This is a genomic window from Ensifer sp. LBL (assembly GCF_050435225.1).
Taxonomy (GTDB): domain Bacteria; phylum Pseudomonadota; class Alphaproteobacteria; order Rhizobiales; family Rhizobiaceae; genus Ensifer.
This window is the reverse complement of sequence record NZ_JBNDJY010000001.1, coordinates 146,976-161,358: the sequence shown is the minus strand read 5'-3', so window position 1 is coordinate 161,358 and position 14,383 is coordinate 146,976. Positions and strand designations below refer to the sequence as shown.

Here is a 14,383-nt window from a genome sequence, read left to right as displayed (position 1 = left end):
CGGACTTACCCGGCAAGCAGTTGTCTTCGACTACAGTTCGAAATTCCGCTCTTCTTCGTTGTCCGGGGTCAAGATGTCGATCAACGCCGCAACGCGGCCGGCCGGCAGATGGCGGCCTTCCCCGATCAGCGCTTCATCGTTGTTGACCCAGGCGATCGCCTCTGCAAGCTCGCCGGCCGTTGCGCCGGTCGCAAGCAGTTCGGCCATCAGCGTCTCGTCGACCGGGCCAAGGATGGCTGTAATGTCCGCCTGCTTCAGTCCCATGGCTATCTCCTTCCGTTTTATCGGTCAGGAACAGGGAATTCGGTCCTTGGCGGGATAAATAGGCCAGACCCGGCCGGCATCAAGCGGCGATCGCAAGGCCGACATGCGGACGCACCAAAAAGCGCAAGCAAGCTTCACTGCGGCCGAAGCGCGTTGTCGAGGAAGTACCATTGGTCGAGATGGGCGCGAACGATCGGCTCGATGGCGTTATTCAAGAGCAGCATGTCGTCCAGAATTCGCGCATTCGGGCGATCCTCAGCCGGCAACCGAATAGGCTCGAGTGCTTCAAACTCGAAGCGGAAGTTGTCTGTGCGCAGACAGTACCATGGGCAGATCGTTGCGCCCGTCATGCGTGCCAGTCGAATGGCCACCGCAATGTTGCCCTCCTGATGCGGCTTGCGGCCAAAGAACGGTCCCCTGATCATGCCGGCAAAGCCTTCGTCGCAAAACATGCTGACGACACCGCCGTTTTTCAGCACCCTGAGCGCCGGCCGAATGCCTTCCGCCCCGGGAGGAAGGAACCGTAGTCCGGCCTTGGTGCGAACCCTTTCGGCGATCCAGGACTTTGCGCGGCCCTTGGGAGGCACGTACGAGGCGTAGGGTTGAAGGCCAAAACTCCGGATGGCAATGGTCCCGGCCTCCCAGTTGCCAAGGTGCATGCCGACGGTGATGACCGGCCCTTCCTTCGCTGCGTCGCGGATCCGCGCGAGGCTATCGGCCTTGAGCCGCTCGGGGCAGCGCTGCAGCCGGTTGATCACCGAAAACTCGGTCATCAGTCGCCCTTGTGCTCGACAGTTTTCGCGAAACAACGCCTCCTGCTGCGAGGCGTCCAGGTCGGGACGCAGATGCTGGATGGTTGCACGGGCGCGCTGAGCCGCGACCTTGTGGAACCGTGGCACCGCGAAGAGGCCGAGTGCTGCCCCTAGGCGCGAGCAGGCGTCCATCGGCAACATTTTCATGCCAAAGTGTCCAGCGAGGTTGGCGAGGTTCCACAGGTTGTCGGAAATCCAGTAACGCTGGAAAGCGCGCAGGCGATCACCGCCTGCTAGCGCGTCCGTAAGGCCGGGGACGCCTTCCTCCGTGAAGGTCCAGGCCTTGCGCTTGGCAATCGGCTCTTGCGGGCGTGGATCACCCATGCGCTTCGCTCCTGCGCCTGTGAAGCGTGACTGGAAGTCCGCGCTTCGGTCGCAATGTCAGGCGGCAAATTGGCTCGACTGCGTGGCGCGTGGCGACGCGCACCCGGAACCGCTGGGCAATGATTGCTAGACACAGGATCGCTTCGGTCAGCCCGAAATGCAGACCGGGGCAGACGCGGGGGCCGCTGGCAAACGGAATGAAGCTGTAGGGCGTCGGCCGACGACCCTCGGTAAATCGCTCCGGATGAAAATGGTGCGGATCCTGGAAGAGGCTTTCAGTCCGGTGGAGAAGCCACGGCACGATCAGCACGAGCGAGCCCGGCTCGGCGGCAACGTCGCCGATCATGTCCGCCTCGCGGGTCTGCCGCGCCAGGATCGGCACCGGCGGGTAGAGGCGAAGCGTTTCTTCGATGACCGCGCGGCACCATTCGAGCTGCGGCACGTCGTCGATCGTCGGTGTCCGGTCGCCGCAGACCCTGGCGATTTCGTCGTGGACTGCCTTCTCGACCCAGCCGGCCTTCGAAAGCAGATACCAGGTCCAGGTCAGCGTCGCCGCCGTCGTCTCGTGCCCGGCCATGAAGATGGTTGCGGCCTCGTTGCGCAAGGCGACGAGGTCGAGTTTCAGTTCCGGGTTTCGTTGCTGGCGGCGGATCAGCAGCTCGACCATCGAATTGTGGTCGCCGCGTCCGGCCAGGTGATCCTCAACCACCTTGTCGATGGTTGCGTGGATGCGCTTGACCGAACGACGCAGGCTCGGTGTGCGCAGCACTGGCAGGCCATCGTCGAAGCCGAGGAAGTAGCCGATGTTGATGGAATCGACCAGCGACTGGTAGCTGGTGAAGCCCTCGGTCACCGCCGCCGCGCTATCGTCGCCGAGCTGGTTGCCGAAGACGCTGCGCGCGATGATCTCTGCGGTCAGTCCGGCCATTTCGTGCAGAGCGTTGACCTCGGCGCCATCGGGCATGCGGTTCCAGCGCTCGACCAGTTCGCTGGTCGTATTTTCCATGACCGGTCCGAAGGAGGGGACCCGTTTGGCGTGGACGATATCTGCCACCAGCGGCCGGCGCTGCTTCCAGGTGTCTCCGTCCGAAATGAACAGCCCGTCGCCCAGCAGGAATTCGAGTGCCCGGCGCATCTGCGGGCTCTTGCGTTCGAAGTTTTCGTGGCGCTTGACGACGACCTGGCGGATCAGGTCGGGCGAATTGACGACGATGATCTGTCGCCCGAGGATCTTGGTCTGCGAGACCTTTTCGGTATAGTCGCTCGCCCGCCAGATCGACAGGAAATCCGTCCGTGCCTGGAGCAGCAGCCGCAGCGGCTTACCCGGCGGGCCTGTGTAGTAATCGGCTCGGACGGGGGCGAATTTCCCCTCCAGCAATTCTTCAGTGAAATTTACAGACTGCTGGAGCCAGGCGAGCATTTACGTCCGATCTGCCGTAACGTGGAGACGATATTCGGGTATGTATTTGTATATTTTGGACAAAGTCCGAGACGTCCCGGTCGAGGCTTAAATGCTCTCAAGTTCGCTGGAAGTCGGACTCTGAATTGCCTGAGGCTGGCATGCACGATTTCGATGAAAAACGCCATCGCCTTACGGTGAAAATTTCTTGGTGCAAGCAATAGCCGACCGGGAAGAAGCGTGCCCGCAAACCGGTGCGCGCTCCACAAGGCCGCCCGACGTGATCCGACTTTGCGGTTCGCAAGTAAAGGCGGAGCTTGTTCTTTCAGGGGAGGGGCGGCGGTGCGGGCTTCGGCTGGCGAAGTCCGCCGAGTGAATGCCGTGGGCCACATGGGAAGCGGGTCGCGGCGCCATCAAACCTTGCGCGCCTGTCTCGGCGCGCAAGGCTGGTCGTCATCTTGGTCTCTCGCGGGCTCGATTGAGGCCGGGAGAAACCTGAACGATTAGTCGTTCGCCGTTACCTTGACGCCAAGCACCGACGGGATGGTGTTCGGCGCGCCCATGGCGGCACCCATGATCATCGGGAACGGAACCGGCTTTTCCGGAGCGGCGCTGATCGTCAGGCTCTTCGGGCCGTCGAGATAGGCGTTGACGGCGGCCGACACCTGGTTCTGTAGTTCCGGCACGTTGAGCTGCGCCATCATGATCGGAACCAGGCCCTTCAGCGACTGCGCCATCTGCTCGCCGGAAACACCCTGCTGCGAACCGGCATAGTCGAGCGCCTTCTTGGTGATAGACGCGTCGTCGAAGCGGATTTCGGCGCTGTTGAAGGTCAGCTGCTGCATGAGGCCCATCATGGCGAGACCCATGGCCTGGTTGGCCTCTTCCTTGTTCGGGTTGGCTTCGGCAGCCTTCATCGCTTCCTGCATCGACTTGACGAAGGCAAGCGTGTAGCCGGAGATGTCGAGAGCGAAGTTCAGCCGGCCGACATTCTTGAAGTCGAGGGCATATTCTTCGAGTGCGACATTGCCGCTTTCGACTTCCCAGCTGCCCTTCATCGTCAGGGCGCCGTCGATGGTGGTGAGGCCGAGCTTTTCGATCGCCTCCTTGGTCTTGGCGTCTTCGACCGATGACAGGTCGGCCTTGATGCCGGACGCGGTCGCGTCGAAGTCGAAGCCGGCGTCATTTTCCTGGCGCGCGAGGTTGGCTTCGGTGCTTTCGAGCGAAAAGACTTCCTTGCCCTTGGAGCTGACGGCGATCGGGCCGGTGCTGGCGCTTTCATAGAGAAGGATGTCGTTGATCGTTCCGCCGGTCGCATTGGCCGGGATCGTCAGGCCGGAGAGCAGGATGTCCTTGACCGAAATGGCACCCTCGTCCTGGCTGACATTGACGTCGGGGAACGAAACGGTTTCGGCGTAGTAGCCGCCGCCTTCGGTTTCCTCGACGCCTTCGAAGGTCAGGTCCCCGATCTTCAGGTCCACCGCTTCGCCCGGCTGGCTTGCGACCTTGAGCTTGACGCCGGTCACCGTCACCTTGTCGCCGTCGACTTCGGCCTTGTCATAGGTGAGCGAGGTGCCGTTCGCGTTCGTCGCTGCGTCGAGCTTCTTCATCAGATCGGCGCCATCGAGCGCGAAGGCCGGGCCGGTAAGCGTGAGGAGCGCGGCGCTCGCCATCATCAGGCGGATCTTGCGCGTGTGCATCATTTCGAGTTCCTTCGTGAAAATCTTTGATTGTGTAGCTGTTTAAGAAGATAAGGCGTCGCTGATCTGGTTCCCTTGGCAAGGGCTTCAACTGTAGGCGCATGGCAGCATTCGTCTTTGTCGGCGGCGCGCTGCCGCCATTTCCATCTGCCAATGCGCGTCCTGCGATCCCCCTTGCAAATCGTCCAAATCAACTCCAGCCGAAGCTATTACGAAACAGGGCGAAATTATATTCGCTTGGGCGAACCGCACATGTTCCTGCTCGGGCATGCTTTCCGGGACGTTACCTGGCGGCAGCCTCCGACGCATAGCGGCGCGACCGTTGCACGAACATTGCGCCGGGGCAAGCGGATCGGTGTGCGGGCCGGTTATTTGAGGCGCGGGGGTTCTCCACAAGCGCAAGCCCTGAAAACCTTGCCGTTCCGGGTTTGTTGCGCTAGCAAGAACCTATGGGACAAAGCCTCAATCCCCCGTCAGGCGGGGACGATCACATTCAGCCGGTTGACCTCAAGGCGGCGCTGGAAGAGCGTTACCTCGCCTATGCCTTGTCGACCATCATGCACCGCGCGCTTCCGGACGTTCGCGACGGGTTGAAGCCCGTGCACCGTCGCATCGTGCATGCGATGAGCGAGATGGGGCTGCGCCCCAACTCTTCGTTCAAGAAATGCGCGCGTATCGTCGGCGACGTGATGGGTAAATTCCATCCGCACGGCGACGCGTCGATCTATGACGCGCTGGTGCGCCTGTCGCAGGAATTTGCGATCCGCTATCCGCTGGTCGACGGCCAGGGCAACTTCGGCAACATCGACGGCGATAACGCCGCGGCGATGCGCTACACCGAAGCCAAGATGACGGACGTCTGCTCGCTGCTTCTGGAAGGCATCGACCAGGACGCGGTGGATTTCCGCCCGACCTACAACGAGGAAGACCAGGAGCCGACGGTGCTCCCCGGCGCTTTCCCGAACCTGCTCGCAAACGGCGCGACCGGCATCGCCGTCGGCATGGCCACATCGATCCCGCCGCACAACGCGCATGAACTGTGCGACGCGGCGCTGCATCTCATCCGTCATCCCGAAGCGACCGTCGAGGATCTGCTTTACGATCCGGCCAACCCGCAAAAAGGCGGCATCGAAGGGCCCGACTTCCCAACCGGCGGCGTGATCGTCGAGGGCCGGGAAAGCATGGCCGAGTCCTACCGCACCGGCCGTGGCGGTTTCCGTGTCCGTGCCCGCTGGGCGCAGGAAGAGCTTGGGCGCGGCGGCTACCAGATCGTCGTCACCGAGATCCCGTACCAGGTGCAGAAGTCGCGCCTGATCGAAAAGATTGCCGAGCTGCTGATCGCCCGCAAGCTGCCGCTGCTCGAAGACATCCGCGACGAATCGGCCGAAGACATCCGCATCGTCCTCGTGCCGAAGAGCCGTTCGGTCGATGCCGGCATCCTGATGGAATCGCTGTTCAAGCTGACCGAGCTCGAAAGCCGCATTCCGCTCAACATGAACGTGCTGTCCATGGGCCGCGTGCCGCGGGTCATGGCGCTGAACGAAGTGCTGTCGGAATGGCTGGCGCATCGTCGCGAAGTGCTGCAGCGCCGCTCGCGCCACCGGCTGGCCGCCATCGACCGCCGGCTCGAAATCCTCGGCGGCTACCTTGTCGCCTACCTGAACATCGACGAAGTCATTCGCATCATCCGCGAAGAGGATGAGCCCAAGACGGTGATGATGGAGCGGTTCTCGCTCACCGATCTCCAGGCCGAGTCGATCCTCAACATGCGCCTGCGCTCCTTGCGCAAGCTCGAGGAATTCGAGATCCGCACCGAGTTCGATGCGCTCTCGAAGGAAAAGGCCGAGATCGAGGCACTGCTCGCCTCCGACGAAAAGCAATGGCAGACCGTCGCCTGGGAAATCGGCGAAGTCAAAAAGAAGTTTGCCAAGGCGACCGAGATCGGCAAGCGCCGCAGCACCTTTGCCGATGCGCCGGAAGCCGACGTCGAAGCGATCCAGCAGGCGATGATCGAGAAGGAACCGATCACCGTCGTCATCTCTGAGAAGGGCTGGATCCGCGCGCTGAAGGGCCACATCTCCGACACGTCGTCACTCCAGTTCAAGGAGGGCGATGCGCTGAAGGTGGCGTTCCCGGCGCAGACGACCGACAAGATCCTCGTCTTCACGACAGGCGGCAAGGTCTACACGCTCGGCGGTGACAAGCTGCCCGGCGGTCGCGGCCATGGCGAGCCGCTGCGCATCATCGTCGACATGGAGACCGACCAGGACGTTCTGACGGCCTTCGTTCACGATCCGGCGCGCAGGCTTATCGTCGCCTCGGTTGCCGGCAACGGCTTCGTCGTCACCGAAAGCGATATCGTTGCCAATACCCGCAAGGGCAAGCAGGTGATGAACGTCTCGGGCAGCGACGAAGCGAAGCTGGTCGTTCCGGTCAAGGGCGATCACGTGGCCGTCGTCGGCGAAAACCGCAAGCTGGTCGTCTTCCCGCTCGTACAGATCCCCGAGATGGCGCGCGGCAAGGGCGTGCGGCTGCAACGCTACAAGGATGGCGGCATCTCCGACATCCGCTGCTTCACGATCGCCGACGGTCTCGTCTGGGAAGACAGCGCCGGCCGGGTCTTTACCAAGACCAAGGACGAACTGATCGAATGGCAGGGCGACCGCGCCTCTGCCGGCCGCGTCGTTCCGAAGGGCTTCCCGCGCAGCGGCAAGTTCAGCGGCTGACCACGATAGCGAGAGCCATGCGGTCTAACGACCGCGTGGCTTCTGTTTCGTTCTGGCGCAGTCTGGCGCGCGCTCTTAAATCATTGGAAATCCAAATGAAACGCAAGCGCAACTGGCGCTTGTAAGCCAGAAGGCTATAATGGATCACTGCGCATCCAACAGGGATGACAGCGATGCCGAATGCCACAACCCTTGATGACGTCCTGCTGGCGCTTGCCCACCCGGTTCGCCGCCGCACGTTCGAGATCCTTTTTGCCGGCGAAGCGCGCGTCGCCGACATAGCTGTGGCTGTCGCGGTAACCGGCGAAGAGTTGGAAACGCATATAACGCTTCTGGAGGCCGCGGGCCTTGTCACCCGCCTCAGGCGGCGTGACGGCGACGCCGTGATCGGCAATCCGGCGCCGCTCAGCGTCGCGGCCACCTGGATCAACACCAACCGCGAACTGTGGGTCATGCGCGTAGAGATGCCCGGCGTCCGCCCGGCTTCGCTCGGACAGCCGCAGGAACCGCTGCCGGTACGCGATCGGAGCGTCGATCACAAGCAGCGTCGTCCGCGGCCGAGCGGTCAGCGCGACGACAAGTCTTAAACAGCAGTGCTATTCGGCGCAGGCAACGGCCGCTTTCAGCGACCGGCTGCGCATCTGCCAGAGCGAATGGCCGATCAGCGCGAAGATGAGGATCGAACCGCCGATCAGCGTCTGCGTTGTCGGTGTTTCGGCAAAGACCATCCACACCCAGATCGGCGCGAGAATGGTCTCGAGCAGATAGAACATACCCACTTCCGGGGCTGAGAGATAACGTGGGCCGGTCGCAAGACAGAAGAAGGCGAGCGGGATCATCACCAGGCCGTTGAACAGGATGTAGCCGGGGGCCGCGATCGTGAAGCCGCCGGCTGGCAGCATCAGGAGCGCGACGGCTGCCGGAAAGATCGCCGTCACCAATGGCACCAGCGCCATGTCGCGCTTGCTCGCGCGGCTGATCGTGATCGCGCTTGCCAGCAGAAATGCGGAGGATGCCGCCATGGCGTCGCCAAAGAGGTGGCCGCTTTCCAGCCCGTCCTGGACGATCAGCCCGACGCCGAGCACCATCACCAGCATGGTCACGAGCGTCGCATTTGATGGCCTCTCCTTCAGGAAGATCCAGGAGAGGATGGCGGCGAACATCGAGGTGAAGGCGAGGATGAAGACCACATTTGCCGTCGAGGTGTTGAAGACGGCGAGCAGGAACGTGCAGGAATTGATGCCGTAGAAGATGCCGACCAGAAGGCCGGCCTTGCCGGGCATCAGTGAAATCTTCCGGCCGAGCACGCGGTTGAGCACGAACCAGGCGCCCAGCGCGATTACGAAGGTCGACAGGCTGCGCACGGCAAGCAGCGACCAGACGTCGCCGCCGGCGGATCGGATGAGCGGGATGTCGAAGGAGAGGGCGAGGCCGCCGAGGCCGGTGATGGCAAGGCCGCGCCGGTGCATCGCGGCATCGGAAGATGAACTCAATTTCTAACCCATTTTCGTAGGAGCGGCTTCCAGGGTGGTGTCTCCGCCTTCATAGCGCTCCCAGCCACGGGCCATAAGGTGCTCTTGCGGCAGAAACTTTGTTTTATACCCCATCTTGCGCGAGCCTTTGACCCAATAGCCAAGATAGACATGGGGAAGACCGCGCTCCCGGGCGCGGCGAATGTGATCGAGAATCATGAAGGTGCCGAGCGAGCGCTCTTCCTGCGCCGGGTCGAAGAAGGAGTAGACCATCGACAGACCGTCGCCCATGCGGTCGGTCAGTGCCGCTGCGATCAGCGGCCCGCGCGCCTTCTCGCTGATGCCGTCGCCTTCGACTCTCAGGCGATACTCGATGATCTTGGTGTGCACATGGGTGTCCTCGACCATCATCGCATAGTCGAGCACCGACATGTCCGACATGCCGCCCTTCTGGTGGCGTCGGTCGAGGTAACGGCGGAAGAGGTTGTACTGTTCGCTCGACGGCTCGGCCGCATACTCCGCAGAGATCACGTCGTGGTTGGCGGCAAGCACCCGGCGCATTGAGCGGGTGGGCTTGAACTCGTTGGCGAGGATGCGCACCGAAATACAGGCGCGACAGGTTTCGCAGGCAGGACGGTAGGCAATGTTCTGCGAGCGGCGGAAGCCGCCTTGCGTCAGGAGATCGTTGAGCTCGGGCGCGCGCTCACCCACCATGTGGGTGAAGACCTTCCGCTCCATCTCGTTCGGCAGATAAGGGCAGGCTGCCGGTGCAGTCAGGTAAAATTGCGGAGACGGTGCGGTCTGTGTGTTCATCGAGTGCGGAGGTCACTCTTCGCGCTGTGGTTCATGACAGTAGCATGGCGCAAGAATGGAAAACGTCAACTCACTCGTTTGCCGCTTCCGTCTGCGCCTGCCGATATTTTAGGTGTGACCACAATAGGTGGCAGCGGTAAGGCGGAAGACGCCGCCTTACGCTTTCAGCTCGGTTGCCTGCGCCGGTTTCAATACATGTCGCGGCGCACCGTGACGGTGCCGATCAGCAGATCGTGCAGCAGGCGGCTGCGGTCGGTGAAAAGACCGATCAGCAGGATCAGCGGCGTCAACAGCGCGTTGGCGATCCAGAAGATGACGAGATGGACGATCGCCGTCAGGAAGTCCATCGGGCGCCCGTCGGTTCTGGCAATCGCCAGGCCCATCACGCGCATGCCGGGAGAGGCCTGTTCGCGGCCACCGACCGTGAGGCCAAAATAGAGCATGGCGACGATCGCAAAGAGCGCCGGATACAGCATGAAGCCGAGGCCGAGCGTCAGGATGCCGAGGAAGAAGACGACGACCGCCGCGGGGATCCACAGAAGCGCGATGATCGCGTAATCGATCAGAAAGGCAAAGACGCGTCGCGACAGCACGCCCTGATAGGCGCGCCAGTCATTGCTCGGCAGCCTCAGTTCTTCGTTGTGCATGGTCATCGGTCAAAAGCCTCGTTTGGTTGCAGCAAGGATATGGGATGGCATTCCCTGCAAAACAAGGATCTGGGCCCGGATCAAGCGGAGCGTTTCAGCGGCCTTTGGCGAGGATGCGGGCCACTTCGACGGCGAAGTAGCTGAGGATGCCGTCGCAGCCGGCGCGCTTGAAGGCGAGCAGCGTTTCGAGCATCACCTTCTCGCCGTCGATCCAGCCGTTGGCAGCCGCGGCCTTTACCTGCGAATACTCGCCGGACACCTGATAGGCGAAGAGCGGCAGGCCGAAGGCTTCCTTCATCCGCCAGCAGATGTCGAGATAGGGAAGGCCTGGCTTTACCATCAGCATGTCGGCGCCTTCCTCGACGTCGAGGGCTGCGTCGCGGATCGCTTCGGTGCCGTTGGCCGGGTCGATGTAATAGGTCTTCTTGTCGCCTTTCAGAAGGCCGCCGGTGCCGATCGCCTCGCGATAGGGACCGTAGAAGCCGGAAGCGAACTTGGTCGCATAGGACATGATGCCGACATTCTGGTGGCCGCTCGCGTCGAGCGCCTGGCGGATCGCGCCGATGCGACCGTCCATCATGTCCGAGGGGGCGATGATGTCGGAGCCGGCATCGGCCTGGGCGACGGCCGCGCGGGCGATCATCTCGACGGTTTCGTCGTTGACGATTTCGCCGTTGCGAAGGATCCCGTCATGGCCGTGGCTGGTGAAGGGATCGAGCGCGACATCGGTGATGATGCCGATTTCGGGCACGGCCTTCTTGAAGGCGCGTGTCGCCTGGTTGATCAGGTTGTCGGCGGCAAGGCTGTTGGAGCCGGTATCGTCGCGCAGCGACAGGTCGATGTTGGGGAAGGTGGCGATCGCCGGGATGCCGAGATCGGCCGCTTCCTTCACCGCTTCGACCGCCTTGTCGATACTCATCCGGTTGACGCCCGGCATCGCATCGATCGGCTGGACGATATTGCTTCCCGGCACGATGAAGATCGGCCAGATCAGGTCGTCGATGGTCAGGCGGTTTTCCTGCACCAGTCGGCGCGTCCAGTCGGCCTTGCGGTTGCGGCGCATGCGGCGGTGGCCGGTAACCCTGTCCACAAGATTTGTCCTGTCGTTCATCGCGCCGCGCCTTTCCCGTGAAAATCGTCGATAGGCAAGCGCTTTATCATGGGCTGGCCGTCATTGGGAACCGCGCGGCCGGCGAACGGGCTGCGGCATTTCTTCCCTTTAAGGGTGGCCGCGGGGGAGGGGAGGCCGTGATGCCGCTGGCGGATGGCAAAGACCCGCCCTATCTTGCCGCCCATGCTTCATGATTCTGCCCATGTGCCGAAACCGTCGCTGACCGAGATCCTCTTCGGTCTCTTCCTGCGTCTGGTCTCCGCTTCATGTATCTGGTTCGCGCTGAACTACTGGGCCATGCTGATCGGCTTTTCCCATGGCGGCGCCGGGCGCTTCGATCTCCTGACGCCGGAGTGGCGGGCGGCCGCAACCGCACTGGCCGTGATCTATCCGGTGGCTGCCCTCGGCCTGTGGCTGCTGGTCTCCTGGGGGCCGGTCGTCTGGGTGGTTGCGGCAGCGATCGAGATCGTGATGTACGAGTTCTATCCGGCCAGTTTCGGCACCCGTCCGCTGCTGGTCGTGCTGCACGCGGCGGTCGCCGTTACCTTCGTTCTTTTCCGCGCGGCGATCTTCTATCAGCGCTGGCGGCTTGCCAGGCAGGTAAGAGTTGATTCACCCTGAGACAGGGTCGCCAAATGGCAAGCTCTTGTTAAGGCTGCGGTTTAAGTAGAATTTTAGACGTATTCGATAGGGTCTCACTCAAGGCGGGAAGACAAACAGACACCGCCAAACAAAACAGTGAGGCAGTCAAATGAACACCAAGATGAAGCCGCAGGCAGTTCAGGCCAGAGACCCCCAGGAAGAAACCATCCGCGGTCTCTACATGGAATCCCTTCACCTCGTCGAGCGTCTGCACCGCCGCCTGCTCGACGTCATCAAGGACGAGTTCGACCGCGAAGGTCGCAGCGACGTCAACGCCGTTCAGGCTCTGTTGCTCTTCAACATCGGCAACTCGGAACTGACCGCCGGCGAACTTCGCTCCCGCGGCTACTACCTCGGCTCGAATGTCTCCTACAACGTCAAGAAGCTCGTCGACCTCGGCCTGATCAACCATCAGCGCTCCCGCGTCGACCGTCGCTCGGTCCGCATCAGCCTGACGGAAGACGGCCAGGAAATCGCCGAAACCGTCGCCAAGCTTTACGAGCGCCACATCGGCTCGATCCAGAAGGTCGGCGGGATCGGTTCGGACGAGTTCACCCAGATGAACAAGCTCCTGCAGCGCCTCGATCGCTTCTGGAACGACTCGATCATGTACCGCCTCTGATCAAGGCAAACCTCCAGTTCAAGGGTCGGGCGCAATCCCTGCGTGTCCGACCTTTGCCATTTGCGGCACCCTGTCCTGTTGCCGAAAAGCTGCACAGCTGCGGCACGCTTTCCGCGCCTTCGCGCGATTTTTCAAGCCAAAAACATTAGCAAATCAGAATGTTGCCGTTTGCACGTCGGCTCCAGCCTCGTCGCGTCCAGCGAAAAGCAAAAGGCATGCCATGTCGCGGTTCAGCCTCGCCGAGACACGAATTGGCCATATTGCTATGACAGCGACGACGACATGCGGTAGGTGCGGCCACATGTTTTCTGGTGTGTGGATTCGTTTCGCGTTTCGCCTGCCGGATGAGGGTCCTCACTCGCGGCATCGTGAAATCTTGTGAGGGCAGGGTGGCTCGTTGGTTGACCTTTGTTAACCACGATCGTGTTAGGGCTGCGGCAACGTGCGTGTCAGCGCATAGGGCGCGTGCCAACGCATTGGGATGGTAGGATTATGTCGAAAAAGAATGGAATTGATGCATTCTCGCGCCGCGCCTTCTTGCGCTCGGCAGCAACCTTCGGCGCCGCGGCAGTCGCCGGCGCGGCAAGCGCACAGGACGCCCTGAACGAGATCATCAATTCGCCTCGCCGCGGCTCCTGGGACGACCAGTTTGACGCGAAAGGGGCATCGCGCACCGCGACGACGGTCGTTTCGAATACGCCGGTTTTCGGCCCGGAAACGATCGCTCACGTGCAGCAGGCGATCTTCGACTACCAGAACATCGTTTCGCAGGGCGGCTGGCCGTCGGTTCAGACCAGCGTCAAGCTCGAACTCGGCGTCACCGACCCGTCCGTGCAGCAGCTCCGCCAGCGCCTGATGGTTTCCGGCGACCTGCCGCGCTCGGCCGGTGTCTCCTCATCCTTCGACAGCTACGTCGAGGGCGCAGTCAAGCGCTTCCAGGCCCGTCACGGCCTGCCGGCGGACGGCGTCATCGGCGAGTACACGCTGAAGGCGATCAATGTCGATGCCAACACCCGCCTCGGCCAGCTCCAGACCAACCTCGTTCGCCTGCAGTCGATGTCGGGCGGACTCGGTCGCCGCTACGTGATGGTCAACATCCCGGCCGCCTATATCGAAGCGGTCGAGAACGGCCGCGTGGCGCTGCGCCACACGGCGATCGTCGGCAAGATCGACCGCCAGTCGCCGATCCTCAACTCGAAGATTTACGAGGTCATCCTCAACCCCTACTGGACCGCGCCGCGCTCGATCATCCAGAAGGACATCATGCCGCTGATGCGCAAGGACCCGACCTATCTGGCGCGCAACTCGATCCGACTGTTCGACGGTAGCGGCGGCGAAGTGTCGCCGGAAACGGTGGACTGGAACGCCGAGAAGGCGCCGAACCTGATGTTCCGCCAGGACCCGGGCAAGATCAACGCGATGTCCTCGACGAAGATTAACTTCCACAACGAGCACCAGGTCTACATGCACGATACGCCGCAGCAGGGCCTGTTCAACAAGCTCATGCGCTTCGAATCGTCGGGCTGCGTACGCGTGCAGAACGTGCGCGACCTTTCGACCTGGCTCCTGAAGGAAACGCCCGGCTGGTCGCGCCAGCAGATCGAGGCGACCATCAAGACCGGCGTCAACACGCCAATCACGCTTGCCGAGGAAGTCCCTGTTTTCTTCACCTACATCACCGCCTGGTCCGCCAAGGACGGCGTGGTGCAGTTCCGCGACGATATCTATCAGCGCGACGGTGCCACCGAACTCGCGCTTCAGACGCCCTATGGCGTCGAGCAGTCGGCCGGTTCGGTCGACCAGGACGCCCTGCCGCAATAAGCAGATTTGCGACACGAAATCGAAAAGCCG

At 62.1% G+C, this 14,383-nt stretch carries 12 protein-coding genes and 1 pseudogene; 5 read left to right on the top strand and 8 right to left on the bottom strand.

Going from position 1 to position 14,383, the window contains the following annotated elements:
• Positions 1-30: 30 nt before the first annotated feature.
• The 4 genes from OKW20_RS00800 to OKW20_RS00785 form a co-directional block, all read right to left on the bottom strand.
• The gene (locus OKW20_RS00800) at positions 31-264 is read right to left on the bottom strand and encodes a hypothetical protein (protein WP_043611430.1); all 234 of its coding nucleotides are present in this window, start codon (positions 262-264) and stop codon (positions 31-33) included.
• 134 nt (positions 265-398) lie between these two features.
• Positions 399-1,400: a lysophospholipid acyltransferase family protein gene (locus OKW20_RS00795; protein WP_429169691.1), complete on the bottom strand. Its 1,002-nt coding sequence runs from the start codon at positions 1,398-1,400 to the stop codon at positions 399-401.
• Complete coding sequence (locus OKW20_RS00790) at positions 1,393-2,820, bottom strand: cytochrome P450 (RefSeq protein ID WP_043611432.1); 1,428 nt, start codon at positions 2,818-2,820, stop codon at positions 1,393-1,395. The genes OKW20_RS00795 and OKW20_RS00790 overlap by 8 nt, the downstream gene beginning before the upstream one ends.
• A 482-nt stretch (positions 2,821-3,302) precedes the next feature.
• Positions 3,303-4,502, bottom strand: a complete 1,200-nt coding sequence (locus tag OKW20_RS00785) for a hypothetical protein (protein WP_429169690.1) — start codon at positions 4,500-4,502, stop codon at positions 3,303-3,305.
• A gap of 446 nt (positions 4,503-4,948) precedes the next feature.
• Here OKW20_RS00785 and parC point away from each other — a divergent pair, with 446 nt between their 5' ends.
• The gene (parC, locus tag OKW20_RS00780) at positions 4,949-7,225 is read left to right on the top strand and encodes a DNA topoisomerase IV subunit A (RefSeq protein ID WP_429169689.1); all 2,277 of its coding nucleotides are present in this window, start codon (positions 4,949-4,951) and stop codon (positions 7,223-7,225) included.
• Positions 7,226-7,389: 164 nt separating this feature from the next.
• A pseudogene (locus OKW20_RS00775) lies at positions 7,390-7,692 on the top strand (transcriptional regulator); the annotation flags it as partial.
• 129 nt (positions 7,693-7,821) lie between these two features.
• Here the strand turns inward: OKW20_RS00775 and OKW20_RS00770 are convergent.
• The 4 genes from OKW20_RS00770 to hemB all read right to left on the bottom strand — a co-directional run bounded on the left by OKW20_RS00770 (position 7,822) and on the right by hemB (position 11,268).
• Entirely contained in the window at positions 7,822-8,718 is an 897-nt protein-coding gene (locus OKW20_RS00770; protein ID WP_402316434.1) for a DMT family transporter, read from the bottom strand.
• A gap of 3 nt (positions 8,719-8,721) precedes the next feature.
• Positions 8,722-9,510 (bottom strand): arginyltransferase, encoded by a 789-nt coding sequence (locus OKW20_RS00765; protein WP_429169688.1) that lies wholly within the window; start codon positions 9,508-9,510, stop codon positions 8,722-8,724.
• 188 nt (positions 9,511-9,698) lie between these two features.
• A complete protein-coding gene (locus OKW20_RS00760) occupies positions 9,699-10,163 on the bottom strand; it encodes an RDD family protein (protein WP_043611437.1) in 465 nt (154 codons plus the stop codon).
• Positions 10,164-10,251: 88 nt separating this feature from the next.
• Positions 10,252-11,268 (bottom strand): porphobilinogen synthase, encoded by a 1,017-nt coding sequence (hemB, locus tag OKW20_RS00755; protein WP_429169686.1) that lies wholly within the window; start codon positions 11,266-11,268, stop codon positions 10,252-10,254.
• Between the two features lie 183 nt (positions 11,269-11,451).
• Here hemB and OKW20_RS00750 point away from each other — a divergent pair, with 183 nt between their 5' ends.
• From OKW20_RS00750 to OKW20_RS00740, 3 genes are all read left to right on the top strand, one after another.
• The gene (locus OKW20_RS00750; protein ID WP_043611440.1) at positions 11,452-11,889 is read left to right on the top strand and encodes a DUF6163 family protein; all 438 of its coding nucleotides are present in this window, start codon (positions 11,452-11,454) and stop codon (positions 11,887-11,889) included.
• A 130-nt stretch (positions 11,890-12,019) separates the two neighbouring features.
• A complete protein-coding gene (gene ldtR, locus OKW20_RS00745; protein ID WP_043611441.1) occupies positions 12,020-12,532 on the top strand; it encodes a transcriptional regulator LdtR in 513 nt (170 codons plus the stop codon).
• A 492-nt stretch (positions 12,533-13,024) separates the two neighbouring features.
• Positions 13,025-14,353: a L,D-transpeptidase family protein gene (locus tag OKW20_RS00740; RefSeq protein WP_429169685.1), complete on the top strand. Its 1,329-nt coding sequence runs from the start codon at positions 13,025-13,027 to the stop codon at positions 14,351-14,353.
• Positions 14,354-14,383: the final 30 nt, after the last annotated feature.

Bases quoted from the DNA above. Each gene is read 5' to 3' on its own strand.
- OKW20_RS00750 (WP_043611440.1), top strand. From the start codon at position 11,452: ATGCTTCATGATTCTGCCCATGTGCCGAAACCGTCGCTGACCGAGATC.
- hemB (WP_429169686.1), bottom strand. From the start codon at position 11,268: ATGAACGACAGGACAAATCTTGTGGACAGGGTTACCGGCCACCGCCGC.
- OKW20_RS00740 (WP_429169685.1), top strand. From the start codon at position 13,025: ATGTCGAAAAAGAATGGAATTGATGCATTCTCGCGCCGCGCCTTCTTG.
- parC (WP_429169689.1), top strand. From the start codon at position 4,949: ATGGGACAAAGCCTCAATCCCCCGTCAGGCGGGGACGATCACATTCAG.
- OKW20_RS00760 (WP_043611437.1), bottom strand. From the start codon at position 10,163: ATGACCATGCACAACGAAGAACTGAGGCTGCCGAGCAATGACTGGCGC.
- ldtR (WP_043611441.1), top strand. From the start codon at position 12,020: ATGAACACCAAGATGAAGCCGCAGGCAGTTCAGGCCAGAGACCCCCAG.
- OKW20_RS00765 (WP_429169688.1), bottom strand. From the start codon at position 9,510: ATGAACACACAGACCGCACCGTCTCCGCAATTTTACCTGACTGCACCG.
- OKW20_RS00795 (WP_429169691.1), bottom strand. From the start codon at position 1,400: ATGGGTGATCCACGCCCGCAAGAGCCGATTGCCAAGCGCAAGGCCTGG.
- OKW20_RS00785 (WP_429169690.1), bottom strand. From the start codon at position 4,502: ATGATGCACACGCGCAAGATCCGCCTGATGATGGCGAGCGCCGCGCTC.
- OKW20_RS00800 (WP_043611430.1), bottom strand. From the start codon at position 264: ATGGGACTGAAGCAGGCGGACATTACAGCCATCCTTGGCCCGGTCGAC.
- OKW20_RS00790 (WP_043611432.1), bottom strand. From the start codon at position 2,820: ATGCTCGCCTGGCTCCAGCAGTCTGTAAATTTCACTGAAGAATTGCTG.